Consider the following 26,683-nt stretch of genomic DNA (forward strand, 5'->3'; position numbering starts at 1 on the left):
CGAGTTAAGGTGTCGCCGGGCGATAGAGCGCCAGCAATTCATCCACCTTTTTACGTGTGCCGCCGTTACTGCTGATACTGCGGCGCACTTTCACCACATGCAATTTTGCCTGATGATACCACTCACGCGTCAACGCGGTGTCGTGGTTGGAAATCAATACTGGGATCCGGTTCTGCACCAGGTTCTCGGCAATGGTGGCCAGGTGCGCCTGCTGCTCCAGACTGAAGCTGTTTGTGTGGTACGCCGTAAAGTTTGCCGTTGCAGAAAGCGGGGCATAAGGCGGATCGCAGTAGACGACTGAATTCTCGTCAGCGCGCGCCATGCTGTCGGCGTAGGATTCGCAGTAAAAAAAGGCATTCTGCGCTTTTTCCGCGAAGTGATACAACTCCGCTTCCGGAAAATAGGGTTTTTTATAGCGACCGAACGGCACATTAAATTCGCCGCGCAGATTATAACGGCACAGGCCGTTATAACCATGCCGGTTGAGGTACAAAAACAGCAACGCGCGCCGGAACGGATCCTGGCACTGGTTAAATTCCTCGCGCAACTGATAGTAAATCACCGACTGGTTCGTCGCAGGCATGAACAATTCCCGCGCATACTGAACGTATTCATCAGGGCGGTCTTTGACGATGTTATAGAGGCTAATCAAATCGCTGTTGATATCAGCGAGGATATAGCGGGAGAACGAGGTGTTAAGAAACACCGAACCCGCGCCGACGAACGGCTCGATCAGGCATTCACCCTCTGGCAGATGCCTTCCGATATCGTCCAGCAGGGGGTATTTCCCCCCTGCCCATTTCAAAAAAGCGCGATTCTTTTTCATGCTGACTGATTACTTACACTCTCTCCGGCTGTGGAGAAAGCTCCGACAGCATCCTGCGCTTTAAACATTACTTCAGATCGGCCTGAACCTGATGCAGCGGCTTAGCCCACGGGTTTTTCGCCTGTACATCAGCGGGAAGCGTAGCAACTGCGCGTTTTGCATCATCTTTTGATGCATATACGCCGCTTACCAGCACATACCACGGCTGGCCGTTACGCGTAGTCTGATAAACCACGAAGTTTTTCAGATTTTCTTTCTTCGCCCACGAATTCAGGTTGCTGTAATTCGAGGAACTGCTCAGTTGCAGCGTGTAGTGGCTGCCCGGAGCCGATTTCAGCGCGCCAACATTCCCGGTTGAGACTGCGCTGCTTGCAGCGGGTGCAGTAGCCTGCGCGGCGGCTTTCGGCTGTTGTACCGGCGCAGCAGTCGCAGCAGTTGTCGTTGTCGCCGGTGCTTTCACCGGAGCGGTTACCGCAGTTTCAGTGCGTTTTGGCGGCTGGGCAACCGGTTTTGACTCGGCTTTCGCGACCGGCGCTTTAACGACCGGTTTCGGCTCAATCACCATCTGCTTGCGCTCAGGACGCGTTGCCGCCGAATGACTTTCTGCCGTCTGCCGTGCATTGCCGTTATGTACCGGTGCTACCGTTGCAGGTTCTGTTGGCAACGTGGAGCTTACCGCATTGTCAATCTGCGCCTGGCTTTGCGGCTGCGACAGCGCGGTGTTCAGATCGCCCTGAACTTCCACACGCTGCTGGCCCGCAGGCGTTGCAGGCGATTCACCCTGAGATGGCGTCGAGGAGATCGGCGGTAAGGTAACATCCTGCGGCGCAGGCACATTGCCAGCAGGTTGCTGGACAGGCGATGTACCGGCAGCGGGCTGTGCGTTATTCGCCTGGTTAGCGGCGGCGGAGCTGTCCGCACTGCCATTGTTACCGGAGAGATCGATATTCTTCTCTGCCGGAGCATTCTGTTCATTGGCCGTGGAGGGCGCAGGGGATTTCAACGCGGAACCGATACCGATAATGAGCAATAACAGAACCAGAACGCCAATGCCCATCATCATGTACTGGCGCGAAGCAGGTTTCGCGGCAGCCGCTTTCTTACGCTTGCGCGGACGACGTTCTTCACGCTCTTCGTCCAGAGCTTCATCTTCTTCGTCGTAGCCCTCTTCTTCGCGCTCATCACGCGCCCGGCGGGTACGCGAAGGACGGCGGTCGTCGGCATCGAGATCAATATCATCGAAATTGATCTGCGGTTCATCGACACGATCGGAAGATTGACGAGAACGACCAGTACGACGATCGCTGGGATCGGTTTTCAGCTCGTCTTCTGGTTTGTATTCATCCATTTAACACCCCACACAAAGGCGTATGCCACGACATGCATAGCGCCCGAAGTTAAACGTCACGCAACAGGTGACCAGACCTTTCTAATAGTTACGCCTGCTGACAATCAGCAATAGCGCCAAGTACTACGTCGTGCGACACTCCGCCGCGAACTTCACTCTTCCCTATGGCCAACGGGAGCACTAAGCGCATTTCCCCCGCCAGCACTTTTTTATCGCGCATCATATGTGGCAGATAGGCTTCCGCCGCCATTTCATGCGGCCCCTGAACTGGCAGGCCAGCACGTTTGAGCAGCGTTTTGATACGCTGCGTGTCTGCTTTGCTGAACTGGCCCAGACGCTCAGAAGCATGTGCCGCCATCACCATGCCAGCTGCAACAGCTTCGCCGTGCAGCCAGTTACCGTAGCCCATTTCTGCTTCGATAGCATGGCCGAAGGTATGCCCCAGATTCAGTAAAGCACGTAAGCCGGTTTCCCGCTCATCGGCAGCAACAACTTCGGCTTTCAGCTCACAACAACGCCGAATGCAGTATGCCATCGCCGGGCCGTCGAGACGCAAAAGCGCATCCATATTCTGTTCCAGCCAGTCAAAAAACTCACCGTCAAGAATAATGCCGTATTTGATCACTTCCGCGAGACCGGAGGAGAGTTCACGGGCGGGAAGGGTTGCGAGGCAATCAAGGTCAACAACGACAGACGCTGGCTGGTAGAATGCGCCGATCATGTTTTTGCCAAGGGGGTGGTTTACCGCCGTTTTACCGCCAACGGAGGAATCAACCTGAGACAGAAGCGTGGTTGGAACCTGAATAAAGCGTACGCCGCGCTGATAGCTGGCCGCTGCAAAACCGGTTAAATCACCGATTACGCCGCCTCCCAGCGCAACCAGCGTCGTGTCACGCCCGTGCGGTTTTTGCAACAAAGCAGTAAATACGGTATCCATCACCGCCAGGCTTTTGTATTGCTCGCCGTCGGGAAGAATCACGCTATCGACCTTCACGCCAGCCTGTTCAAGAACGTGGCGAACCTTATCAAGATAGAGCGGAGCCAGTGTTTCATTAGTGACCAGCATGACCTGATCACCAGACTTCAGGGGCGAGAAGGAAGCTGGATCGTTAAACAAACCAGCCGCGATGGTGATAGGGTAACTACGTTCCCCAAGAGTGACTGTGATCCTCTCCATGACGCGACATCCACCTTAGTTGCTTAAACCCGCAGGCCTGTGTATTAAGCCAGAATTAGTTGCTTTCCAGCATATGGATAATCTGGTTTGCGACCACTTTAGCGCTCTGGTCGTCGGTGCGAATGGTCACGTCTGCAATCTCTTCGTACAGAGGATTGCGTTCGTCAGCCAGTGCTTCCAGTACTTCACGCGGCGGCGCGTCCACTTGCAGAAGCGGGCGTTTTTTATCACGTTGAGTGCGAGCCAATTGCTTTTCGATAGTGGTTTCCAGATACACCACTACGCCACGGGCGGAGAGACGATTACGGGTTTCGCGAGATTTCACAGAACCACCGCCAGTCGCCAGAACGATGCCCTGTTTTTCCGTCAGCTCATTGATGATTTTTTCTTCGCGATCGCGGAAGCCTTCTTCACCTTCAACATCGAAGACCCAGCCCACATCAGCTCCGGTTCGTTTCTCAATCTCTTGATCAGAATCGTAAAATTCCATATTGAGTTGTTGAGCTAACTGACGCCCAATAGTGCTTTTGCCGGCACCCATAGGCCCAACCAGAAAGATATTGCGTTTCTCTGCCATTTTTTCGGTACTACTAAGACTATTCGTTGATGATAAACCCGCTTCACAGATACCCAGCGTAGCAGGACATGAACTGAAACCTCATATGCGATAGTGCGAGAGTCAGATCGAAAATTATCTCAGTACTCCGGCTTGTTTGGCAACTGAATAAACACGTTATCCTTCACGCTGCTTGCTATACGACGGAGACCACTGACGCTCAAATCGGTACTCCTTGTAAGCTAAATCATCTCTCACGTCAAACACCTGAACCAAGTTCCGAAGAAAAAGGGGGATTACGGCAGGTTTAATGTACCGCCGCCAACCTTGGGGTAATAAATACGACCAGTTCTCGCCGTTCGCTATCCTTACCATCCTGACGAAACAGCTGACCAATGCCAGGCAGAGACCCAAGCCCCGGAATTTGGTTTTTATTCGTGGTGCGCTTTTGCGAAAAAATTCCGCCAAGCGCCAGCGTGTCACCGCTTTTCACCTCCACCAGCGTTTCAATTTCCTGTTTATCAATCGCCAGGGCTTCGCCTCCGGACTGTTGCAGCACCTGACCAGGCATATTCTGACTGATACGCAGCTTCAGACGAACGCGTTTATCAGGCAGCACAGTTGGCGTCACTTCCATCCCCAGCACAGCCTCGCGAAATTCGACCGAGGTATTATTTTCGCCGTTGGCGACCTGATAAGGAATTTCGCTCCCCTGTTTGATGCTGGCAGGCTGCCGGTGTGAAGCCAGCAGACGTGGACTGGCGATAATCTCCAACTGCTGCTTTTGCTCCAGCGCGGAAAGCTCCAGATCGAGCAAGCGGGCATTAATACTGCCGATATTGAACCCCACGCGCGTACTGGCATCGGGAACGGAGAGATCCGCAGATAGCGCGTTTATCTGCCCACGCGCTGTTTCGGCGCTCTGCGCCAGACCCCATTTCACACCCAGCTCGCGCAGGCTTTTTTCATTGATGGTCACAATATGCGCCGCCAGCTCAACCTGCTCGACCGGTAAATCCATTTGCGCCACCCATTTTTCGAGTGTTGCCAGCCCCTCTTTATTATCCCGGATCAGCAGGCGGTTAAGCCGCGAGTCCACGGTTATTGCACCTTGCGGGCTAAGCAGTTTTCCGCCCGCTTTTGCCAGTTCTTCGGCGTCCGCATAACGCAACACGATACTGCGCGTTTGCAGCGGGGCATTCTGTTTTTGTCGGGCCTGCCGGGCATCCTGTTCCGCCTGTTTTTGTTGCTGCCACGACGCGGAGTGAACCTGCCAGATTGTCCCCTTCTGACTGAGCGTTAATCCGGCACTTTCCACCACGGTTTGCAATGCCTGCCGCCAGGGAACATCGGTTAAATGCAGCGACAACGTGCCACTGACATCTTTCTGGATCACCAGATTTTGCTTTTCAATCGCGGCCAGCGTCTGTAGCACCTGTACCAGCGGCACATCATCGACGGTCAGCGTGACGAGCTGCGTTGTCGCTGTGCTGACGTAAGACAGGGCGAAGAGCATGAGGCCCGTTATCCATTTTTTCATTCTGAGTTCCTTCTCGTTTCCAGCGCCACTGCGCCGGGATGCAATCTTTACCCGTGGAAATTTGCAGCTCATCCACTGTGACAGAAACAACGAGCCAGCCCGTTGGCAGCAACTCGCCAGCAGCGACCCGATGCCAGCGTTCACCGGCATCACGCAATATGCCCACCGCCTGCTTGCCCTGAATCATGCCGCGAAACTGCCATTGGTTCAGTTGGGTAAGCTGACAGGTATCCGGCGGCGGCTGGAAGGGGTCGCGCATACCGCTCAGCAACAGGCATAACGCACAGGCAAAAACCACGCGTTCAACGATCATCGTCATGCTCCAGTTGCAGGGTAAAACGCAACAAATCAGCGCCCACTGCCAGCGAAAATGCCGGAACCTGCATGTCGCAACTGGCAAGGCGCGCAAAAGTTTCCGTCACCGGTTCCCAGCGAGTTTCCAGTACCAACTCCCCCCCATTTTTTCCGGGTTGCCAGCGGATGAGTTGCCTGTTGGTCTCCTGAAAATCCAGAGGACTAAAAGGCTGCGCTGTGGGTAAGGGCGCACTTTCTGTCGGCGGGAATAATGCACGTAGCGTGCGCCACTGAGCCTGTAATGCGGCCTGTTGACCGCTTTGCTGAATATTTAACTGCGCCTGTGCCGCACTAAGCGGGGAAATGGCTAACCACCACACCAAAAGCAAGCCGCAAAAAACGCTCAGCAGCCAGCATGCCGTACGTTGCCACGGCGATAATGCAAACCAGAAATCAGCGTTCAGGGACATCCCTGTTCTCCTTATTAAGCTGGTAGTGGAATTGCCAGCGCCCCTGCGCATCCCGTTCCATTGCGCCGGTTTGTTGTAACTGAAACCCCGCGATGTTGCGCAATTGCTGTTCAAGCACACCTAACGCCCGAACCGAGCTGGCAAGGCCTGATAGCGTCAACTGGTTTTGCTGCCAGCGCAGTTGCGTCAGCCAGGCATTCTGCGGAAGATTTGCGGCCAGGCTAAGCAAGCGTGGCTGCCAGGCCTGCGTATCCTGCCGCCGCTGTCTGCGAACCTGCGCCTTGCGCCACGCGTCTTGCCGTGCCAGCAAAGTTTTTTCACCCGCCTTCAGCGAGGCCAGCAGTGCGGCATCGGCTTGCTGCCAAAGAACCCGCACGTGAAGATTGGCGGCTACCGATGCTCGCCATAGCAAGCCAGCACCACCTGTCAGCAGGAGGCTGGCGATAAAAACGCTCGCCCAGAGACGCACGCTGCGTCGCCGCCGGTATTGCCGCCAGGGCAGAAAATTCACGCCAGCCATCAATATCCCCTGGCGACGGCCAGCCCGAGAGCGACAGCATAGCGATCGCCTGCTGTCGGCAACGGCGGCTGACGCGAAGGTACAGCACTCCAGCAATCAAAGCCGCCGGGTAAATCACTGCACTGCACAACTTCATCAGCAGGCAACCCCAGCACGCTGGCTAACTGAACAGCGCTATCGGCGTCCTCCTGCGCACGCCGACCCCAGCTCTCTTTCGTTGCCCATAACCATTGCCGTTCGTCGCGCCACACCAGGCAACGGGCAGGAGGCGCGAGCCAGGGCAGCAAAGCCTGCAATGCACTGGCATCGGGCGTAATAGAAGAGAGATGTAGTGAGAGGGTCTGCGCCATATCGAGCAGCACCGCCACGTCTTTATTCTGCGCTGCGGTCACGCCATAGGTTTTTCCCGGCTCATCCTCCGTAAAATCAAAGCAGAGCTCGTTTTCCGCCATTTCCAGTTCGCGCGCCATAGCCTGTGATACCCAGCGATTAAGCGCCTCTTCACGCAATGCAATAGCCGGACGTGGTAGCTTTTTTTGTAGGGTTTGTACGGCGGGAAAAGCCAGTCGAACACAGTGCCGTTGTGGTAAAGATTGTCGCCAGGGACGCAGCGCGGCAAGAAGCGGCTCGGGTGTTTTAATACGCCCCTGAACAATCGTTCCGGCAGGTAAAGGAAAGTGCCACCAGCGGCGTAAAGCCTGACCGCCACGTGCGGCGGCAAGCGCCACAATAAAGATTCCATCTTGTTGAATATGCAGCCCAATTTGCCAGTGCCTGAATGCCATAAGTTACGATCTCCTTATCGTCTGCGGGGATGACGCTATATCAATGCATCAGGCTTGCCTTTATACTACCGCGCGGTTGTTTATAAACTGCCCAAATGACTCTTAATGGGAAATCTCCAGTGAAGTTCGTAAAGTATTTATTCATCCTTGCAGTCTTTTGCATTCTGCTGGGAGCAGGCTCGATTTACGGTCTGTACAAATATATTGAGCCACAGTTACCCGATGTCGCGACGCTCAAAGACGTCCGGTTACAGATTCCAATGCAGGTGTACAGCGCAGATGGCGAATTGATCGCGCAATATGGTGAAAAGCGCCGCATCCCGCTGACCCTGAGCCAAATTCCGCCAGAACTGGTAAAAGCGTTTATCGCCACTGAAGATAGCCGTTTTTATGAGCACCACGGTGTTGACCCGGTGGGGATTTTCCGTGCCGCCAGCGTAGCGCTCTTCTCTGGCCATGCATCACAGGGAGCCAGTACCATTACGCAGCAGTTAGCGCGTAACTTCTTCCTGAGCCCGGAACGCACCATGATGCGTAAAATCAAAGAGGTGTTCCTGGCGATCCGCATTGAGCAACTGTTGAGCAAAGACGAGATCCTTGAGCTTTACCTCAACAAAATCTATCTCGGTTATCGCGCTTACGGCGTGGGCGCTGCAGCTCAGGTCTATTTTGGTAAGTCGGTCGATCAACTGACGCTAAGTGAAATGGCGGTGATTGCCGGTTTACCGAAAGCGCCATCGACTTTTAACCCGCTCTACTCGCTTGACCGGGCAACCGCACGTCGTAACGTTGTGCTGGCGCGTATGGAAAGTGAAGGCTATATCACCGAACAGCAAGCCGACCAGGCGCGCAGCGAGGCGATAGACGCTAACTACCATGCGCCGGAAATCGCCTTCTCCGCCCCTTATCTTTCCGAGATGGTGCGTCAGGATATGGTCGCCCGTTATGGCGACAAAGCCTATGAGGATGGCTACCGCGTTTACACCACCATTACGCGTAAAGTTCAGCAGGCTGCGCAGGATGCCGTACGCAATAACGTGATGGATTACGACATGCGCCACGGCTATCGCGGTCCGTCAAATGTGTTGTGGAAGATCGGTGAAGCCGCATGGAGCAGTAAAAAAATCACTGACTCGCTGAAAACGCTGCCTACGTACGGGCCGCTCTCTCCGGCGGTCGTCACCAGCGCAAATCCGCAAGAAGCCGTGGCGATGATGGCTGATGGCACGTCGGTTTCATTGCGCATGGACGGCGTCCGCTGGGCTCGCCCTTACCGCTCTGATACGCAGCAAGGCGCCACACCACGTAAAGTGACGGATGCCATACAGGCCGGGCAGCAGATTTGGGTGCGCCAGGTCGATAACGCCTGGTGGCTGGCGCAGGTGCCGGATGTGAACTCTGCGCTGGTCTCTATTAATCCGCATAATGGCGCGATACTGGCGCTGGTCGGCGGCTTTGACTTTAACCAGAGCAAGTTTAACCGTGCAACTCAGGCGCTGCGCCAGGTGGGTTCGAACATCAAGCCGTTCCTTTACACGGCGGCAATGGATAAAGGCCTGACGCTGGCAAGCATCCTCAATGATGCCCCGATTTCCCGCTGGGATGTGGGTGCAGGTTCCGACTGGCGGCCAAAGAACTCGCCGGATGAATATGCCGGTCCAATCCGTCTGCGCCAGGGGCTGGGGCAATCGAAGAACGTAGTGATGGTACGTGCGATGCGCGCGATGGGCGTCGATTATGCCGCAGAGTATTTGCAGCGTTTCGGTTTCCCGGCACAAAACATTGTGCATACCGAATCCCTGGCGCTGGGCTCAGCCTCATTTACGCCGATGCAGGTAGCAAGAGGCTATTCGGTGATGGCGAACGGCGGGTTCCTGATCGATCCGTACTACATCACGAAAATCGAAAACGATCAGGGCAATGTGCTGTTTGAAGCGCGCCCGAAAGTAGCCTGTGCCGATTGCGACATTCCGGTGATTTACGGCGAAACGCCGAAATCAAATGTGCTGGAAAACAAAGATATGGAAAACGTCGCCACGTCGCAGGAGCAGCAAAACAGCTCGGTGCCGCAACCGCAACTGGAGCAGGCAAACCAGGCGCTGGTTCAGCGCAGCGGTGGCGAAGAGTATGCGCCGCATGTGATTAGCACGCCGCTGTCGTTCCTGATTAAAAGCGCGCTGAACAGCAACATCTTTGGCGAACCCGGTTGGCAGGGAACGGGCTGGCGCGCGGGACGCGATCTCAAGCGTAACGATATCGGCGGTAAAACCGGCACCACCAACAGCTCGAAAGATGCCTGGTTCTCCGGTTATGGTCCGGGCGTTGTCACTTCCGTGTGGATCGGTTTTGACGATCATCGTCGCGATCTGGGGCGAACCACTGCTTCCGGCGCGATCAAAGATCAGATTTCCGGCTACGAAGGCGGTGCGAAAAGCGCCCAGCCAGCCTGGGATGCATACATGAAAGCGGTGCTGGACGGTGTGCCGGAAGATCCGTTAACGCCGCCGCCAGGCGTGGTCACCGTCAATATCGACCGCAGCACCGGGCAATTGGCAAGTGGTGGCAGTAGCCGTCAGGAGTACTTCATCGAAGGAACTCAGCCGACGCAGCAAGCAGTACATGAAGTGGGCACGACCATCATTGATAACGGGGAAACGCACGAGCTGTTCTGATAGCGCGTGAACCCAGAGAAGCAAAAAGGGCGCTGTGGCGCCCTTTTTATTTATAATTTTGTGCCTTCAGAGCCGACCCTGCCCTTTTAGCCATTCACGCACTAAAAACAGCGCGCTGACATTGCGGGCTTCATTGAAATCCGGGTCTTCCAGCAAATCCATTAAGTGCTTCAGCGGCCAGCGCACCTGCGGTAGCGGCTCCGGTTCATCACCCGGCAGCGACTCCGGATAAAGGTCTTCCGCTACGATAATGTTCATCTTGCTGGAGAAATAGGAGGGGGCCATACTGAGTTTTTTCAGGAAAGTAAGCTCTTTTGCGCCAAATCCTACTTCTTCTTTTAACTCACGGTTCGCCGCTTCGTATATACTCTCACCGGGATCGATAAGCCCTTTGGAAAACCCCAGCTCGTAAGATTCGGTTCCAACGGCGTATTCGCGGATCAGAATCAGATGCTCGTCCACAATCGGTACAATCATCACTGCTTCGTGCGTAGAAGGACGCATGCGCTCGTAAACACGGCGCACACCGTTGCTGAACTCCAGATCCACGCTTTCAACGTTAAAAAGTCGTGAAGAGGCAACCGTTTCTACGTTAAGAATGGTGGGTTTTTGCAATGATTTGCTCATTATTATCGGTCTTTGCAGAGAAACTTACGTTATTGTGCGACACTACGCACTGTTTCGGCAATGTCATTCGCCGCTAATTTACATTCTTGTAACCTCTCCAAAAGCAATCCCAATTTATCACAAAAGTCAATAGGTTGATATAAAAATAAGAATTTGCTGATATTCCCGCTTGGGTGGTTTTGCTATTCTTTCTCGCAATGGTATGCGCTTAAAAATTCTCAAGTAATTTCTTGCTTACAGCGGCCAGCCACATTAAATGTTTACAGGAAGGGTGCAACTGACTACACCTGTTAGAAAAAGTAAGATGGGGAAAGCATGAGCACCATTTTGATTTTTTTCGCTGCTATGCTGGCCTGCGCATTCCTCGCTGGATGGATTTTCAGGTTCAGGTCTCAACGCCGGTACAGGTTGCCTCATTTACAGGCATTTGCCGGCGCGACAACCCGTAAACTCTTGCCAGAGGAGCGCGATGCTGTTGAGCGCTATCTGGACACGCTTTCCCGTATACAAAATACGCCAGGCCCAACGGGCGCTACGGCTGCGCCGATCTCCATCAAACTCAATGCTCAGAGCAATACCGTCCTGTTTGTCGCGCACTCGATCACGCGCTATGGCATCACCACCGATGCTCCCAACAAATGGCGCTACTATCTCGATTCCGTCGAAGTGCATCTGCCGCCCTCCTGGGAGCAATACATTACCGATGAGAACAATGTTGAGCTGATCCGCACCGATTCCATGCCGCTTATCATTTCGTTAAACGGCCATACGCTTAGCGAATATATGCAGGAAGAGCGCAGCGGAGAGCTGGAGCGCGTATCTTCCACGCGCTCCGCTATTCGCGGCGAAGAGACGGAACAGATCGAGCTGCTGAATATTCGCCGCGAAACACCGGAAGAGTATGCGTTAAGCCGCCCGGACGGTATGCGCGAAGCGTTGCTGATCTGCGCCTCTTTTTTACTCTTTTTCTTCTGCCTCGCGGCGCCGGAGGTTTTCGTTCCGTGGCTGGCGGGCGGCGCCGTGATGCTGTTCGCCGCGGGAATGTGGGGGCTGTATGCGCCGCCAGCGAAAAACACACTGCGCGAAATTCATTGTCTGCGCGGTACGCCAAAGCGCTGGGGGCTGTTCGGTGAAAACAATCAGGAGCAGATGAATAACATCTCTCTGGGGATTATCGATCTGATTTATCCCCGCCACTGGCAGCCCTTTATCACCCGCGATCTCGGTCAGCAAACGGATATCGATATTTATCTGGATCGCCACGTTGTTCGCCAGGGGCGCTTTTTGTCCCTGCATGACGAAGTGAAAAATTTCCCGTTGCAGCACTGGGTGCGCAGCGCGGTAATCGCCACCGGTTCGCTGGTGGTGGTGGCGATGCTGCTGATTTGGGTGCCGCTGGACATGCCGATCAAATTCACCGTTTCGTGGATTAAAGGCGCGCAAACTATCGAAGCCAGTAGCGTTAATCAACTTGAATCCGCCGGGTTGCGCATCGGCGATACGCTGCGGATCAGCGGTACAGGAATGTGCAACATCCACACGCAAAACTGGTCATCGCGCCAGATATCGCCATTTACGCCGTTCGACTGTTCGCAGATTATCTGGAATAACGCCCCTCCGTTGCCCTTGCCGGAATCGGATACCGTGACCAGAGCCACTGCGCTTGCGCAAGCGGTGAGCCGTCAGTTACACCCTACAGCCGAAGATGATTCACGCGTTAGCCCGGTGTTACGCTCAGCCATTCAAAAGTCGGGTATGGTCTTGCTGGACGACTTTGCCGATATCGTACTGAAAACAAAAGATTTATGCTCAGCAGAAGACGATTGTCTGAGGTTGAAAAATGCACTGGTAAACCTCGGAAACAGTAAAGACTGGGATACGCTGACCAAACGCGCCAGCGATGGCAAGCTGACCGGTGTTAACGTGCTGCTGCGCCCGGTAAGCGCCGAATCGCTGGATAATCTGGTGACCACCTCAACCGCGCCCTTTATCCTGCGCGAGACAACCCGTGCCGCACAGGCGCTGAACAGCCCGGCGCCGGGCGGGTTCCTGATTATTAGCGAAGAGGGTAACGAACTGGTGGATCAGCCGTGGCCGCCAATCGCGCTGTATGACTACCCGGCGCAAGAGCAGTGGACCGAGTTCCAACGGCTGGCGCAAATGCTGATGCAGACGCCGTTCCACGCTGAAGGGATCATTACCAACATCTATACCGATGCCAACGGTACCCGACACATTAGCCTGCACCGCATGCCGGATGCCACGGGCTTGTGGCGTTACACCGGTATAACGCTGTTACTATTTGCCATGGTCATTTGTTGCCTCTACAACGGTGTGCTAGCGCTGCGTCGCTACCAGCGTAACCGTACACGCCTCGAAGAGATTGCGCAGTATTACGAAAGCTGCCTGAATCCGCGCCTGCTTCCTACGCAGGACAGCCTTACCTGATAACCACCCGCAACGTGAGCTGTGTTAATCTGTCGCGCACGTTTTCCCCTGGCTGGAGTTTTAATGCACCTTGATATTGCATGGCAGGACGTTGATACCGTTCTGCTGGATATGGACGGCACTTTGCTTGATCTGGCGTTTGATAACTTTTTCTGGCAAAAACTGGTGCCAGAAACTTTCGCCGCTCAACAGGGGCTGACGCCAGAGGAAGCACAGAACGTTCTTCGCCAGGAGTATCACGCGGTGCAGCATACGCTAAACTGGTACTGTCTGGATTACTGGAGCGAACGTCTCGGGCTGGATATTTGTGCGATGACGACACAGCAAGGGCCGCGCGCAGTGCTGCGCGAAGATACGGTGCCTTTTCTGGATGCGCTGAAAAAAAGCGGTAAGCGCCGTATTCTGCTGACCAATGCGCATCCACATAATCTTGCCGTCAAGCTTGAGCACACGGGCCTGGCGTCGCACCTTGATTTATTACTTTCCACCCATATATTTGGTTATCCGAAAGAGGATCAGCGCCTGTGGCAGGCCGTAGCGGAAGAGACCGGGCTATGCGCCGAACGGACGCTGTTTATCGACGACAGCGAACCGATTCTCGATGCGGCAGCAACCTTTGGCATTCGTTACTGCCTTGGCGTGACGAACCCGGATTCCGGGCTGGCAGATAAACACTATCTGCGTCACCCGGGAACCAATGACTACCGTTATCTGATCCCCTCACTTCTCAAGGAGATGTGATGAAACAGCAGCCCGCACAAGAAGTCCGTCTGGATAAGTGGCTGTGGGTGGCGCGTTTTTATAAAACTCGCGCCCTCGCCCGCGAGATGATTGAAGGCGGCAAAGTACATTACAACGGTCAGCGCAGCAAGCCGAGTAAAATCGTCGAGCTGAATGCCACGCTCACGTTGCGCCAGGGAAATGACGAACGTACTGTCGTCGTCAAAGGCGTTACGGATCAGCGCCGTCCGGCAACCGAAGCCGTTGAGCTGTATGAGGAAACGGCAGAAAGTATTGAGAAACGTGAAAAAATGGCGCTGGCGCGTAAGCTGAACGCGCTTACAATGCCGCACCCCGATCGCCGACCGGACAAAAAAGAGCGCCGCGATCTGCTGAAATTTAAATCTGGTGGCAGCGAGTAACGCGCACCTGCAAGAGAGATAATCATGGCCAATCAAGACCAATTACACCGCTATCTGTTTGAAAATTATGCCGTGCGCGGCGAACTGGTGACTGTTTCCAACACCTGGAAGCAGGTACTGGAAAACCATAACTATCCGCTGCCGGTAAAAACGCTGCTCGGTGAACTGTTGGTTGCGACCAGCCTGCTGACCGCAACCCTGAAATTTGCCGGCGATATTACCGTGCAGTTGCAGGGTGACGGTCCGATGAATCTTGCAGTGATCAACGGTAACAACCGCCAGCAAATGCGCGGCGTTGCCCGCGTGCAGGGCGATGTCCCGGCGGATGCCGATCTGAAAACGCTGGTGGGTAACGGCTATCTGGTGATCACCATTACGCCGGAAGAGGGCGAGCGTTATCAGGGCGTGGTTGGCCTCGAAGGCGATACGCTGGCGGAGTGCCTGGAAGATTACTTTATGCGTTCAGAACAGCTGCCGACCCGCCTGTTCATCCGCACGGGTGAAGTGGATGGCCAGCCGGCAGCCGGCGGGATGCTGTTGCAGGTGCTACCAGCGCAGGAAACCCAGGCCAACGATTTCGAACACCTGGCGGTACTGACCGAAACGGTAAAAGCGGAAGAGCTGTTCTCCCTGGCGGCAGAAGATGTGTTATGGCGTTTGTACCATGAAGAAGAGGTCACGCTGTACGATCCACAGGACGTTGAATTTAAATGCACCTGTTCGCGCGAGCGCTGCGCTGCGGCGCTGAAAACGCTGCCGGATGAAGAAGTGGACAGCATTATTGCCGAAGAAGGTGAAATCGACATGCACTGCGATTACTGCGGCAATCACTATCTGTTTAATGCGATGGATATTGCGGAGATCCGTAATAACGCCTCCCCGGCCGACCCGCAAGTTCATTAATTCCCCCTTCCCTCATGCCGCCTTCGGGCGGCATTTTTTGCATTACACGTCACGTTTCCGCTAAAATCCTCAATGTAATTCTTACGTAATTTTCTTTCATGAAAGCGATTACAGTCACAAAGTGACGGTTAAAAATATCGGTTTATAGCCTTTTGGGGACATTTTCCCGATTATTGTCACTGTTTTTGCCACAATACATCTCGCTAAGTGACGCAAATGACAGCGTTTTGCGGAAGTCAGCTTTATCGGGATTCGAAAATCTATGAACATCGTCCGGGTAAGCGGCGATAAACAACCCTACAATTTCAGGCAGTACAATTGGCTAAGGAGTAGTGACATGCGCGTTAAGAGCTTAACCCCGCAAGATCTCAAGGCTTATGGTATCAACGATGTTCAGGAAGTCGTCTACAACCCCGATTACGATACGCTGTATCAGGAAGAGCTCCGTCCAGATCTGGAAGGATATGAGCGTGGTGTGCTGACGAATTCTGGTGCTGTCGCCGTCGACACCGGTATTTTTACCGGCCGTTCGCCAAAAGATAAGTACATTGTCCGAGATGAAACCACCCGCGACACCGTGTGGTGGGCCGATAAAGGCAAAGGCAAGAACGACAACAAACCGCTCTCGCCGGAAGTCTGGAAGCATTTAAAAGGCCTTGTGACGGAGCAACTCTCCGGCAAGCGCCTGTTTATTATCGATGCGTTTTGCGGCGCTAACCCGGACAGCCGTCTTTCAGTCAGGTTTATCACCGAGGTCGCCTGGCAGGCGCACTTCGTCAAAAACATGTTTATTCGCCCGACGGATGAGGAGCTGGCAGGCTTCAAACCCGACTTTATCGTGATGAACGGGGCGAAATGCACCAATCCGCAGTGGCAGGAACAGGGCCTCAATTCGGAGAATTTCGTTGCCTTCAATCTGACCGAACGCATCCAGCTGATCGGCGGAACCTGGTACGGCGGCGAAATGAAAAAAGGGATGTTCTCGATCATGAACTACCTGCTGCCGTTGCAGGGGATCGCCTCGATGCACTGTTCTGCTAACGTTGGCGAGAAAGGCGACGTTGCGGTCTTTTTCGGCCTTTCCGGCACCGGCAAAACGACGTTGTCCACCGATCCGAAGCGCCGCCTGATTGGCGATGACGAGCACGGCTGGGATGACGACGGCGTCTTCAACTTTGAAGGCGGCTGTTATGCCAAAACCATCCGGCTCTCGGAAGAGGCTGAACCGGATATCTTCCACGCCATCCGCCGCGATGCGCTGCTGGAAAACGTCAGCGTCCGCGACGACGGCAGCATCGATTTTGATGATGCGTCGAAAACGGAAAATACCCGCGTGTCGTATCCGATTTACCATATTCATAACATCGTCAAACCCGTGTCGAAAGCCGGTCACGCCACGCGAGTGATCTTCCTGACTGCTGATGCGTTCGGCGTATTGCCGCCGGTTTCCCGCCTGACGGCCAGCCAGACGCAGTACCATTTTCTCTCTGGCTTTACCGCCAAACTGGCCGGAACAGAGCGCGGCGTGAATGAGCCGACGCCAACCTTCTCCGCCTGCTTCGGCGCAGCATTCCTGTCGCTGCACCCGACGCAGTATGCCGAAGTGCTGGTGAAACGGATGCAGGCTGCCGGTGCGCAGGCGTATCTGGTAAACACGGGCTGGAACGGGACCGGCAAACGCATCTCCATCAAAGATACGCGGGCGATTATCGACGCAATTCTGGATGGTTCGCTGGATAATGCGGAAACCTTCACCCTGCCGATGTTCAACCTGGCCGTGCCGACATCATTACATGGCGTGGATTCGCGCATTCTCGATCCACGCAATACGTACGCATCGCCAGAACAGTGGCAGGAGAAAGCGACACAGCTGGCGAAGCTGTTTATTGAGAACTTTGATAAGTATACCGATACCGCAGCCGGAGCCGCGCTGGTCAGCGCCGGACCGAAACTGTAATTCGGCTACGCAAGAGAAACAAAACCCGCCATATTCCGGCGGGTTTTTTTATGCTTCTTTGGTGGGCCCATTCAGGCGAACAACCGGGATTGGCAACCAGGCGCGAATCGACAACCCGCCACGCTCGCTGGTACCCAGCTCCAGCAGGCCGTTATGGTTGTCGATGATTCGCTGCACGATAGCCAGCCCTAAACCGGTGCCGCTGGTGCTACGCGCGCTGTCGCCGCGAACAAACGGCTGGAACAGATGTTCACGCTGTTCTGGTTTAATCCCCGGCCCGTCATCCTCAACCTGGAACCAGGCGCGATTCAGTTCAGTACCGCTGCTGACCTTGATCCAGCCGTTACCGTAGCGCGCCGCATTCACCACCATATTGGCGACTGCGCGCTTAATAGAGAGCGGATGCATGCGTACAAAAATCTCACTGTCGTTCAGACCGGTTTCGATCTCACGTTCGTAACCACTTTCGGCGGCGATGACCTCGCCCAGCACGGCATTCAGATCTGCCACTTCCATTGGCATCTCCTGGCCGGTACGCAGGTAATCGATAAACTGCTCGATGATCGCGTTACACTCTTCGATATCTTTATTAATCGATTCAGAGAGATAACCATCTTCTTCCGCCATCATCTCCGTCGCCAGACGGATACGCGTCAGCGGCGTGCGTAAATCGTGGCTCACCCCGGCCATCAGCAGCGTGCGATCGTCCGCCAATTGTTTCACCCCGGCGGCCATCTGGTTGAAAGCGCGGGTGACGGAACGGACTTCTGATGCGCCGTACTCACGCAGCGGCGGCGGAATATGCCCTCGCCCAACCTTCAGCGCCGCGTGTTCAAGGTCAACAAGCGGTCGGTTCTGAATACGAATAAAGAGCCAGGCGCCGCCTATCGCCAGCAGCATAATCGCCAGCGTGTAGCGGAACAGAGGCGAAAAATCGCCCTGATGGATTTCCGTCAGCGGCACGCGCACCCAGATATTGGGCGACAGCCAGGTTTTCAGCCACACCACCGGAGAGCTTTTGTTCACTTCAACGCGCACTTCGGTCGGGCCACCGAGCTGCTGCGCCATCTGCTGACTTAAGAATTCATAGTGCTGCGCCCAGCGTAGGCCCGCGTCTTCCGCCGCTTCATTGGAATAGAGAGAAATACCCAGTTCACGGTAAATTTCACGACGAAACGCAGGTGGCACCACCAGTTGCGTCCCATCCTCCAGTTGCAGTTTGTCGGTCATCAGCATACGAACTTCGTAGGCGAGTACCTTATTAAATTGCTGGAGGCTGGGCAAAATGGCGAAATTCAGCACCACAAGGTATGTCGTCACCAGGCTGACGAACAGCAAGGTGACGATAAGCAACAGCGTTCGGGCAAATGAACTTCGCGGCGAGAAGCGCACGCGCATCATGCTTTAGAACCGTCCGGCACAAATACGTAGCCCAGGCCCCAAACGGTCTGAATATAGCGCGGATGCGCCGGATCCTCTTCCACCATGCGGCGCAGGCGGGAGATCTGCACGTCGATGGAACGTTCCATCGCTGAATACTCACGACCGCGCGCCAGATTCATCAGCTTGTCACGAGAGAGCGGCTCGCGCGGGTGGCTAACCAGTGCTTTCAGCACGGCAAACTCACCGCTGGTTAACGGCATCGGCTCATCTTCACGGAACATCTCGCGCGTACCGAGGTTCAGTTTGAACTTACCAAACGCAATTACTGCTTCTTCCTGCGACGGCGCGCCCGGCAGCTCATTCGCCTGACGACGCAGTACCGCGCGGATACGCGCCAGCAATTCACGTGGGTTAAACGGTTTCGGAATATAGTCGTCGGCGCCGATTTCCAGGCCAACAATACGGTCCACTTCTTCCCCTTTTGCCGTCACCATAATGATCGGCATCGGGTTGCTCTGGCTACGCAGGCGGCGGCAGATGGAGAGGCCATCTTCGCCCGGCAGCATCAGATCCAGCACCATCAGGTGGAAAGATTCACGGGTTAACAACCGATCCATTTGTTCGGCGTTAGCCACGCTACGAACCTGGAAGCCCTGCTCGGTAAGGTAACGCTCAAGTAATGCGCGCAGACGCATGTCGTCATCCACTACCAGAATCTTATAATTCTCTTGCATTGTTTATACTCCCAAAGGTTCCGAAATTTCTGTTTCCGTATTCTAAAAAAGTGCGCGTTAACGACCAGCGAAATCTGGTATAAATTCTAGTCTAAATTGTTACAAAGCATATTTAACAGCAAGTTATATGCATTCAACATCACATAAAACATGATTAATCCGCACTTTACGCAATACCGTTTGTAAAGTCTGTACATCAAAGCTGTCACAAAGAGAAGGCAGAAGTATGAAAACGCCCCTGATCACCCGCGAAGGTTATGACAAACTGAAGCAGGAACTCGATTTTCTCTGGCGTCAGGAGCGCCCGGAAGTCACGAAAAAAGTGACCTGGGCGGCAAGCCTGGGCGATCGCAGCGAAAACGCTGATTATCAGTACAACAAAAAACGCCTGCGCGAAATAGACCGCCGGGTACGTTATCTGACGAAATGTCTGGAAAACCTGAAAATCGTTGATTATTCACCGCAACAGGAAGGCAAAGTTTTCTTTGGCGCATGGGTGGAGATCGAAAACGATGATGGCGATACTCTGCGCTTTCGCATCGTCGGCTACGATGAGATCTTTGGCCGCAAGGATTACATCTCCATCGATTCACCGATGGCCCGCGCCCTGCTGAAAAAAGAAGCTGGTGATGTGGCGGTCGTACAAACACCGGGCGGCGAAGCTACCTGGTACGTCAATGAAATCGAATATGTGAAATAACCGCCACAGAACAATCCAGGAACCACCCCGGCGGCTGGCATTTTACAGTGCCAGTCCGTATAACTATCCGCTGATTTTGTTCAGAAGATGATGAAAGAAATGATGAATGATTCGCTCTGCCGCATTATTGCGGGTGAACTTCAGGCACGGACCGAACAGGTGGAATCCGCCGTTCGCCTGCTTGATGAAGGGAATACCGTGCCGTTTATCGCGCGCTACCGTAAAGAGGTCACCGGCGGTCTGGACGACACGCAATTGCGTCAGCTCGAAACCCGCCTTGGTTACCTGCGCGAGCTGGAAGAGCGCCGCCAGGCAATCCTGAAATCGATTGGCGAGCAGGGCAAACTCAGCGAAGAGCTGGCGAAAGCCATCAACGGTACGCTGAGCAAAACCGAACTCGAAGACCTCTATCTTCCCTACAAACCGAAGCGTCGCACGCGCGGGCAAATCGCGATTGAAGCCGGTCTCGAACCGCTGGCAGACCAACTGTGGAATGACCCGTCGCAGGATCCGGAAACGCTGGCCGCCACGTTTGTGGATGCAGATAAAGGTGTTGCCGACAGCAAAGCGGCGCTTGATGGCGCGCGTTATATCCTGATGGAGCGCTTCGCTGAGGATGCGGCCCTGCTGGCGAAAGTCCGTGACTATCTGTGGAAAAACGCCCATCTCGTGGCGACGGTGGTCAGTGGCAAAGAGGAAGAAGGCGCGAAATTCCGCGACTATTTCGATCATCACGAACCGATTTCTACCGTTCCTTCGCACCGCGCGCTGGCCATGTTCCGTGGGCGTAATGAGGGTGTGCTGCAACTGGCGCTGAATGCCGATCCGCAGTTTGACGAGCCGCCGAAAGAGAGCCACTGCGAGCAGATTATTATCGACCATCTCGGCCTGCGCCTGAATAACGCCCCGGCAGATAGCTGGCGCCGCAGCGTCGTGAGCTGGACGTGGCGCATTAAGGTCCTGATGCACCTTGAAACTGAATTAATGGGTACTGTGCGCGAACGCGCGGAAGATGAAGCGATTAACGTCTTCGCCCGCAACCTGCACGATCTGCTGATGGCCGCACCGGCCGGGCTGCGTGCAACGATGGGGCTCGATCCGGGCCTGCGTACCGGCGTAAAAGTGGCAGTAGTCGATGCCACCGGCAAACTGGTCGCAACCGACACGATTTATCCGCACACCGGGCAGGCAGCGAAAGCGGCGGTTGCCGTGGCGGCGCTGTGCGAGAAACACAACGTCGAACTGGTGGCGATCGGTAATGGTACAGCATCGCGCGAGACCGAACGTTTCTACCTGGATGTGCAGAAACAGTTCCCGAAAGTGACCGCGCAGAAAGTGATTGTCAGCGAAGCGGGGGCGTCAGTCTACTCCGCCTCCGAACTGGCGGCGCTGGAATTCCCGGATCTCGACGTTTCTCTGCGCGGTGCGGTGTCTATCGCCCGCCGTTTACAGGATCCCCTGGCTGAGCTGGTGAAAATCGACCCGAAATCAATCGGCGTTGGCCAGTATCAGCATGACGTCAGCCAGACACAGCTGGCGCGTAAACTGGACGCCGTCGTTGAAGACTGCGTGAACGCCGTCGGCGTTGATCTGAATACCGCCTCGGTGCCGCTACTGACGCGCGTGGCCGGTTTAACCCGCATGATGGCGCAAAATATTGTCTCCTGGCGCGATGAAAACGGTCAGTTCCAGAACCGTCAGCAACTGCTAAAAGTGAGCCGCCTTGGGCCGAAAGCCTTTGAACAGTGCGCGGGCTTCCTGCGTATTAACCACGGCGACAACCCGCTGGATGCTTCCACCGTTCACCCGGAAACCTATCCGGTGGTCGAGCGAATTCTGGCGGCAACCGCACAGTCCCTGCGCGATCTGATGGGCAACAGCGCCGAGTTACGTAAGCTGAAACCGTCCGAGTTTACCGACGAGCAGTTCGGCGTGCCGACCGTCACCGACATCATCAAAGAGCTGGAGAAACCGGGCCGCGACCCGCGTCCGGAGTTCAAAACCGCGACCTTCGCCGAAGGCATCGAAACCATGAACGATCTGTTGCCAGGTATGGTGCTGGAAGGCGCAGTGACCAACGTCACCAACTTTGGCGCGTTCGTTGATATCGGCGTGCATCAGGACGGGCTGGTACATATCTCCTCGCTGGCGGATAAGTTCGTTGAAGATCCGCATACGGTGGTGAAAGCAGGCGATATCGTGAAGGTGAAAGTGCTGGAAGTCGATCTGCCGCGTAAACGTATTGCGTTGACCATGCGTCTGGACGAACAACCAGGCGACAGTAACAGCCGTCGCGGCAGTGGCAATGGCGGTAGTCGCGATGCTGGTAACCGGAGTAGCGCGCGTCCGGCAAAATCACCGCGGGATCGCAGCCCTCAACCCGGCGGCAACAGCGCAATGATGGATGCACTGGCGGCGGCGATGGGTAAAAAACGCTAATCCTCTCCCCTCTCTTGCGCCTGCGGGAGAGGGGTTATTTTTGGTGCAACACCGTCGAAAAAGCGCCTTTTTCTTAGTGCTGTTAATCATAGAGAATTATTAACCTATTATTTTTGCTGGTTATTGATATTCAAAATTATTAATCAATTTACTGATATCGTATTTATTTATCGGAATTTACATCAGCGGACTTACGGCCCGCGCACCATTTCAAATATGAATAAAAGATTAAGATCCCGATATAAATAACAATTATTTATTTCTCATTAATGTGTTACTGCGCCGCGCAAAATTCAGAACCCAACTTATTTTTGAGCTACGTCAAAACAAAATCGAATTTTTATTTCCTCTCCCGTCCTGACGCATTTTTATTATTGATGATAAAAACTATTCTCATTATCATTGTTCTCGTTGGCTGTTCTTTACTCTTCATGGGTTCACGGTGCGTCGTGATGACGTACGGCAAACATCGGCTCGCAGCAAAAATAAGTAGGCACTATGCATTTCTCTCCTGACAGTGTGTGGAAAATTACCGGCTTCTCACAGCAAATAAGCCCGGCCTGGCGGCAAAAACTCCTGTCATTAGGTATGTTGCCCGGCTCATCTTTTAATGTGGTGCGGGTGGCGCCATTAGGCGATCCCATTCATATCGAGACCCGCCGCGTTAATTTAGTGTTACGGAAAAAAGATCTCGCTTTTCTCGAACTGGAAGCGATGTCCCGTTAACCGGTCAGCTATGACATAGAGTGCTAAGTAAAATGAAAAAATTGACCATTGGTTTAATTGGTAATCCTAATTCCGGCAAGACGACATTATTCAATCAGTTAACGGGAGCGCGCCAGCGGGTGGGAAACTGGTCTGGCGTGACGGTAGAGCGCAAAGAGGGTTTTTTCACCACAACCGATCACCAGGTTACGCTGGTTGACCTGCCTGGCACCTATTCGCTGACCACCATTTCGGCGCAAACATCGCTGGATGAGCAGATTGCCTGTCACTACATTTTGAGTGGCGATGCCGATCTGCTGATCAACGTGGTGGATGCTTCGAACCTTGAACGCAATCTTTATCTGACACTCCAACTGCTGGAACTGGGCGTGCCATGCATCATCGCGCTCAACATGCTGGATATCGCTGAAAAACAAAAAGTGCGCATCGATGTTGATGCCCTTTCAGCCCGCCTTGGCTGCCCGGTTATCCCGCTGGTATCCACACGTGGTCGCGGTATTGAAGCGCTGAAGCTGGCGGTGGATCGTCATCGCGCCAATGACAATATCGAACTGGTGCATTACGCCCAACCGCTTTCCCGTGAAGCCGACGCGCTGGCCGCGCAGATGCCGGAGGAGCTTCCGCAACAGCAGCGCCGCTGGATGGGTCTGCAAATACTCGAGGGTGATATCTACAGCCGCGCGAACTCGGGCATCAACAACCAGCAATTCGACGCTGCACTCTCCCGTCTGAAAGACGGGATGGACGATCCGGCGCTGCATATTGCCGATGCGCGTTACCAGTCGATTGCCGCCATCTGCGACACCGTCAGCAACACGTTAACGGCCGAGCCGAGCCAGTTTACCGCCGCCGTTGACCGCATTGTGATCAACCGCTTTTTGGGTCTGCCGATCTTTCTGTTTGTCATGTATCTGATGTTTCTGTTCGCCATCAACATTGGTGGCGCGTTCCAGCCGATCTTCGACGCCGGTTCAGTAGCGATTTTTATCCATGGCATTCAGTGGCTGGGCGCCACGCTGCACTTTCCGGAATGGCTGACAATCTTCCTTGCTCAGGGGCTCGGCGGCGGGGTGAATACCGTACTGCCGCTGGTGCCGCAGCTTGGCATGATGTACCTGTTTATGTCGTTCCTTGAAGATTCCGGCTATATGGCGCGCGCGGCCTTTGTGATGGACCGGCTGATGCAATCGCTGGGGCTGCCAGGAAAATCCTTTGTGCCGCTGATTGTTGGTTTCGGCTGCAACGTGCCGTCAGTGATGGGCGCCCGTACGCTGGATGCCCCGCGTGAACGGTTAATTACTATCATGATGGCGCCGTTTATGTCCTGCGGCGCACGTCTGGCCATTTTCGCTGTCTTCTCGGCGGCTTTTTTCGGCCAGCATGGTGCGATCACCGTCTTCTCACTCTACGTGCTGGGGATTGTAATGGCGATCCTCACCGGGCTGATGTTGAAATTTACCCTGCTGCGCGGTGAAGCCTCGCCGTTCGTGATGGAGCTTCCGGTCTATCACGTACCGCATCTGAAAAGCCTGCTGCTGCAAACCTGGCAGCGCCTGAAAGGCTTTGTGATCCGCGCGGGTAAAGTCATCATCATCGTCAGCATTTTCCTCAGCGCAATGAACAGTTTCTCGCTGGATGGCCGGACGGTACATAAAATCGATGAATCTGCGCTGGCGTCGATCAGCCGGGTATTTACACCGCTGCTGGAGCCGATTGGCGTGCATGGCGATCACTGGCAGGCCACTGTCGGCCTGGTCACTGGCGCGATGGCGAAAGAAGTGGTGGTGGGTACACTGAATACGCTCTATACCGCCGAAAATATTGAGCAAGCTGGCTTTAATCCGGCGGAATTCAGCCTGAGCGACGAGCTGATTGCCGCGCTGGAAGACACCGTGAAAAGCGTGCGCGATACCTTCAGCCTGAGCGTGCTGGCCAACCCAATCGAAGCCAGTAAAGGCGACGGTGAAATGGCGACGGGTACGATGGGCGTAATGAGCCAGAAATTCGGCAGCGCGGCCGCCGCCTATAGCTACCTGATTTTCGTCCTGCTCTACGTGCCGTGCATTACCGCGATGGGCGCAATCGCCCGCGAATCGAGCCGCGGCTGGATGGGATTCTCGGTGCTGTGGGGGCTGAATATCGCCTACTCACTGGCAACGTTGTTCTATCAAAGTGTCACCTTTAACCAGCATCCACTCTACAGCCTGACCTGCATTCTGGCGGTTCTCCTGTTTAACGTGGTGGTCATTGGCGCGCTGCGCCGGGCCAGAAGCCGGGTGGATATCAGTACGCTGGCTACACGTAAAACTGTCGCCAGTTGCTGTGACAGCCCGGCGGGCGACTGCCATTAAGGAGTGAAGCGATGGCATCATTACTTGAGATTCGCGATCTGCTGGCGCTTCGGGGAAGAATGGATGCGCAGCAGTTGAGCAGCACGCTGCGCACGCCCAGAGCGATGATTGATGCCATGCTGGGTCGTATGGAAGCGATGGGTAAAGTGATGCGTGTTCAGGAAGATGCTACCGGTTGTTTAACCGGTAGCTGTAAACAGTGTCCGGAAGGGAAAAGCGCCTGCCAGCAGGAGTGGTGGACGCTGTGCTGAAGGCCCGATAAGCAGCACACTACCGGGCTGCTTTCACAGCTTCGCTTTTAACGCCAGCAGGGTTTCGCAGAATTCAACCGGATGCGAGATAAAAGGCGCATGCGCTGCTTTTGCAAACACAATCGATTCGCTTGCAGGCCACATCTCATCCAGCACCGGCACGATTTTGCGCGGCACCAGCCCATCGAGCCGCCCGTAGAGGCGTAAAAACGGCAGCGTCAGCGATGATAATGCTTCGCGCAAATCCGCTGTCTTCAGGATCTCCAGCCCGCCGTTCAGCACCTCAGCAGAAGGCATTTCCAGCGACAACACTGCGTTTTTTAGCTGACGCGCGTCCTGCCTTGCGGTTTCCGTTCCCAGCGTTTGCAGCGCGAGAAAACGCTCGACGGTACGCTGAAAATCTTCACTCAACTGATGCTGAAAACCGGCCAGCACTTCGGGTTTAATGCCCGCCCATTCGCCCTGTGCGCTGAAGCACGGCGAGGAAGCAACCGTCACCAGCGTGCTTACACGCTCGGGTGCCTGCAACGCCACGCGGCTGGCCACCAGCCCGCCAAGGCTCCAGCCCAGCCAAATCGCCCGTTCCGGCGCCTGTGCCAGAACAATATCAACCATCTGCCCAAGCGACAAAGGGCTAAATCCCGTACTTCTGCCGTAGCCCGGCAAATCGACCAGATGCAGCGTAAAATGCGCACTCAGTTCCGGAGTTATGCAATCCCATACCTGGGCATTCAGTCCCCAGCCGTGCAACAGCACAAGATGACAATCGCCTTCACCTTTGGTTTGCCACCAGATGTCTTTCATCCGCTATCGTTCTCTTTCTTCACACAAGGA

Annotated in this window: 24 protein-coding genes; 11 read left to right on the top strand and 13 right to left on the bottom strand. The window is 54.7% G+C overall.

What is annotated here, in order from left to right:
• Positions 1-4: 4 nt before the first annotated feature.
• The 9 genes from dam to DK872_RS12550 form a co-directional block, all read right to left on the bottom strand.
• A complete protein-coding gene (gene dam / locus DK872_RS12510; RefSeq protein ID WP_007369756.1) occupies positions 5-826 on the bottom strand; it encodes an adenine-specific DNA-methyltransferase in 822 nt (273 codons plus the stop codon).
• Positions 827-893: 67 nt separating this feature from the next.
• On the bottom strand, positions 894-2,174 hold the full coding sequence (gene damX / locus DK872_RS12515) for a cell division protein DamX (RefSeq protein ID WP_071921624.1): 1,281 nt from the start codon (positions 2,172-2,174) through the stop codon (positions 894-896).
• A gap of 88 nt (positions 2,175-2,262) precedes the next feature.
• Positions 2,263-3,351: a 3-dehydroquinate synthase gene (aroB, locus tag DK872_RS12520; protein ID WP_035888962.1), complete on the bottom strand. Its 1,089-nt coding sequence runs from the start codon at positions 3,349-3,351 to the stop codon at positions 2,263-2,265.
• A gap of 55 nt (positions 3,352-3,406) precedes the next feature.
• Positions 3,407-3,928, bottom strand: coding sequence for a shikimate kinase AroK (gene aroK, locus DK872_RS12525; protein WP_002920267.1), 522 nt, complete (start codon positions 3,926-3,928; stop codon positions 3,407-3,409).
• Positions 3,929-4,214: 286 nt separating this feature from the next.
• Complete coding sequence (gene hofQ / locus DK872_RS12530; RefSeq protein WP_071921625.1) at positions 4,215-5,447, bottom strand: DNA uptake porin HofQ; 1,233 nt, start codon at positions 5,445-5,447, stop codon at positions 4,215-4,217.
• Complete coding sequence (locus tag DK872_RS12535) at positions 5,359-5,760, bottom strand: HofP DNA utilization family protein (protein ID WP_007369752.1); 402 nt, start codon at positions 5,758-5,760, stop codon at positions 5,359-5,361. Before DK872_RS12535 ends, hofQ begins: the two co-directional genes overlap by 89 nt.
• A complete protein-coding gene (locus tag DK872_RS12540) occupies positions 5,750-6,211 on the bottom strand; it encodes a hypothetical protein (protein ID WP_007369751.1) in 462 nt (153 codons plus the stop codon). Before DK872_RS12540 ends, DK872_RS12535 begins: the two co-directional genes overlap by 11 nt.
• On the bottom strand, positions 6,195-6,731 hold the full coding sequence (locus DK872_RS12545; protein ID WP_007369750.1) for a PilN domain-containing protein: 537 nt from the start codon (positions 6,729-6,731) through the stop codon (positions 6,195-6,197). Before DK872_RS12545 ends, DK872_RS12540 begins: the two co-directional genes overlap by 17 nt.
• Positions 6,731-7,516, bottom strand: a complete 786-nt coding sequence (locus tag DK872_RS12550; RefSeq protein ID WP_007369749.1) for a hypothetical protein — start codon at positions 7,514-7,516, stop codon at positions 6,731-6,733. Before DK872_RS12550 ends, DK872_RS12545 begins: the two co-directional genes overlap by 1 nt.
• A gap of 119 nt (positions 7,517-7,635) precedes the next feature.
• On the opposite strand from DK872_RS12550, the gene mrcA reads away from it, so the two are divergent.
• Complete coding sequence (mrcA, locus tag DK872_RS12555) at positions 7,636-10,188, top strand: peptidoglycan glycosyltransferase/peptidoglycan DD-transpeptidase MrcA (protein ID WP_035942000.1); 2,553 nt, start codon at positions 7,636-7,638, stop codon at positions 10,186-10,188.
• A 66-nt stretch (positions 10,189-10,254) separates the two neighbouring features.
• On the opposite strand, the gene nudE is transcribed toward mrcA, so the two are convergent.
• Positions 10,255-10,815 (bottom strand): ADP compounds hydrolase NudE, encoded by a 561-nt coding sequence (gene nudE, locus DK872_RS12560; protein ID WP_007369747.1) that lies wholly within the window; start codon positions 10,813-10,815, stop codon positions 10,255-10,257.
• 315 nt (positions 10,816-11,130) lie between these two features.
• Between nudE and DK872_RS12565 the strand changes: the two genes are divergently transcribed.
• The 5 genes from DK872_RS12565 to pckA all read left to right on the top strand — a co-directional run bounded on the left by DK872_RS12565 (position 11,131) and on the right by pckA (position 17,265).
• Positions 11,131-13,263 carry an intracellular growth attenuator family protein gene (locus DK872_RS12565; protein WP_007369746.1) on the top strand — a complete coding sequence of 711 codons (2,133 nt, stop codon included), beginning with the start codon at positions 11,131-11,133 and terminating at the stop codon, positions 13,261-13,263.
• A 63-nt stretch (positions 13,264-13,326) separates the two neighbouring features.
• Positions 13,327-14,004 (top strand): GMP/IMP nucleotidase, encoded by a 678-nt coding sequence (gene yrfG, locus DK872_RS12570; RefSeq protein ID WP_161518412.1) that lies wholly within the window; start codon positions 13,327-13,329, stop codon positions 14,002-14,004.
• Positions 14,004-14,405, top strand: coding sequence for a ribosome-associated heat shock protein Hsp15 (hslR, locus tag DK872_RS12575; protein ID WP_007369744.1), 402 nt, complete (start codon positions 14,004-14,006; stop codon positions 14,403-14,405). Before yrfG ends, hslR begins: the two co-directional genes overlap by 1 nt.
• A 24-nt stretch (positions 14,406-14,429) precedes the next feature.
• Positions 14,430-15,308, top strand: a complete 879-nt coding sequence (hslO, locus tag DK872_RS12580; protein WP_161518413.1) for an Hsp33 family molecular chaperone HslO — start codon at positions 14,430-14,432, stop codon at positions 15,306-15,308.
• Between the two features lie 337 nt (positions 15,309-15,645).
• Positions 15,646-17,265 carry a phosphoenolpyruvate carboxykinase (ATP) gene (gene pckA / locus DK872_RS12585; protein WP_072439586.1) on the top strand — a complete coding sequence of 540 codons (1,620 nt, stop codon included), beginning with the start codon at positions 15,646-15,648 and terminating at the stop codon, positions 17,263-17,265.
• A 48-nt stretch (positions 17,266-17,313) separates the two neighbouring features.
• On the opposite strand, the gene envZ is transcribed toward pckA, so the two are convergent.
• Entirely contained in the window at positions 17,314-18,666 is a 1,353-nt protein-coding gene (gene envZ / locus DK872_RS12590) for a two-component system sensor histidine kinase EnvZ (protein WP_007369741.1), read from the bottom strand.
• The gene (ompR, locus tag DK872_RS12595) at positions 18,663-19,382 is read right to left on the bottom strand and encodes a two-component system response regulator OmpR (RefSeq protein ID WP_001157751.1); all 720 of its coding nucleotides are present in this window, start codon (positions 19,380-19,382) and stop codon (positions 18,663-18,665) included. Before ompR ends, envZ begins: the two co-directional genes overlap by 4 nt.
• Positions 19,383-19,608: 226 nt before the next feature.
• Here ompR and greB point away from each other — a divergent pair, with 226 nt between their 5' ends.
• From greB to feoC, 5 genes are all read left to right on the top strand, one after another.
• On the top strand, positions 19,609-20,082 hold the full coding sequence (greB, locus tag DK872_RS12600; protein WP_035888949.1) for a transcription elongation factor GreB: 474 nt from the start codon (positions 19,609-19,611) through the stop codon (positions 20,080-20,082).
• A 99-nt stretch (positions 20,083-20,181) separates the two neighbouring features.
• Complete coding sequence (locus tag DK872_RS12605; protein ID WP_035888988.1) at positions 20,182-22,521, top strand: Tex family protein; 2,340 nt, start codon at positions 20,182-20,184, stop codon at positions 22,519-22,521.
• 498 nt (positions 22,522-23,019) lie between these two features.
• A complete protein-coding gene (feoA, locus tag DK872_RS12610; protein ID WP_007369738.1) occupies positions 23,020-23,247 on the top strand; it encodes a ferrous iron transporter A in 228 nt (75 codons plus the stop codon).
• A gap of 32 nt (positions 23,248-23,279) precedes the next feature.
• Positions 23,280-25,598 carry a Fe(2+) transporter permease subunit FeoB gene (gene feoB / locus DK872_RS12615; RefSeq protein ID WP_007369737.1) on the top strand — a complete coding sequence of 773 codons (2,319 nt, stop codon included), beginning with the start codon at positions 23,280-23,282 and terminating at the stop codon, positions 25,596-25,598.
• 11 nt (positions 25,599-25,609) lie between these two features.
• Positions 25,610-25,849, top strand: a complete 240-nt coding sequence (gene feoC / locus DK872_RS12620; RefSeq protein WP_007369736.1) for a [Fe-S]-dependent transcriptional repressor FeoC — start codon at positions 25,610-25,612, stop codon at positions 25,847-25,849.
• Positions 25,850-25,882: 33 nt separating this feature from the next.
• Here the strand turns inward: feoC and bioH are convergent, their stop codons facing one another.
• Positions 25,883-26,653: a pimeloyl-ACP methyl ester esterase BioH gene (gene bioH, locus DK872_RS12625; protein WP_035888948.1), complete on the bottom strand. Its 771-nt coding sequence runs from the start codon at positions 26,651-26,653 to the stop codon at positions 25,883-25,885.
• Positions 26,654-26,683: the final 30 nt, after the last annotated feature.

It is taken from the genome of Kosakonia sp. MH5, from assembly GCF_009935945.1.
In the GTDB taxonomy this organism is placed as follows: Bacteria; Pseudomonadota; Gammaproteobacteria; order Enterobacterales; family Enterobacteriaceae; genus Kosakonia; species Kosakonia radicincitans.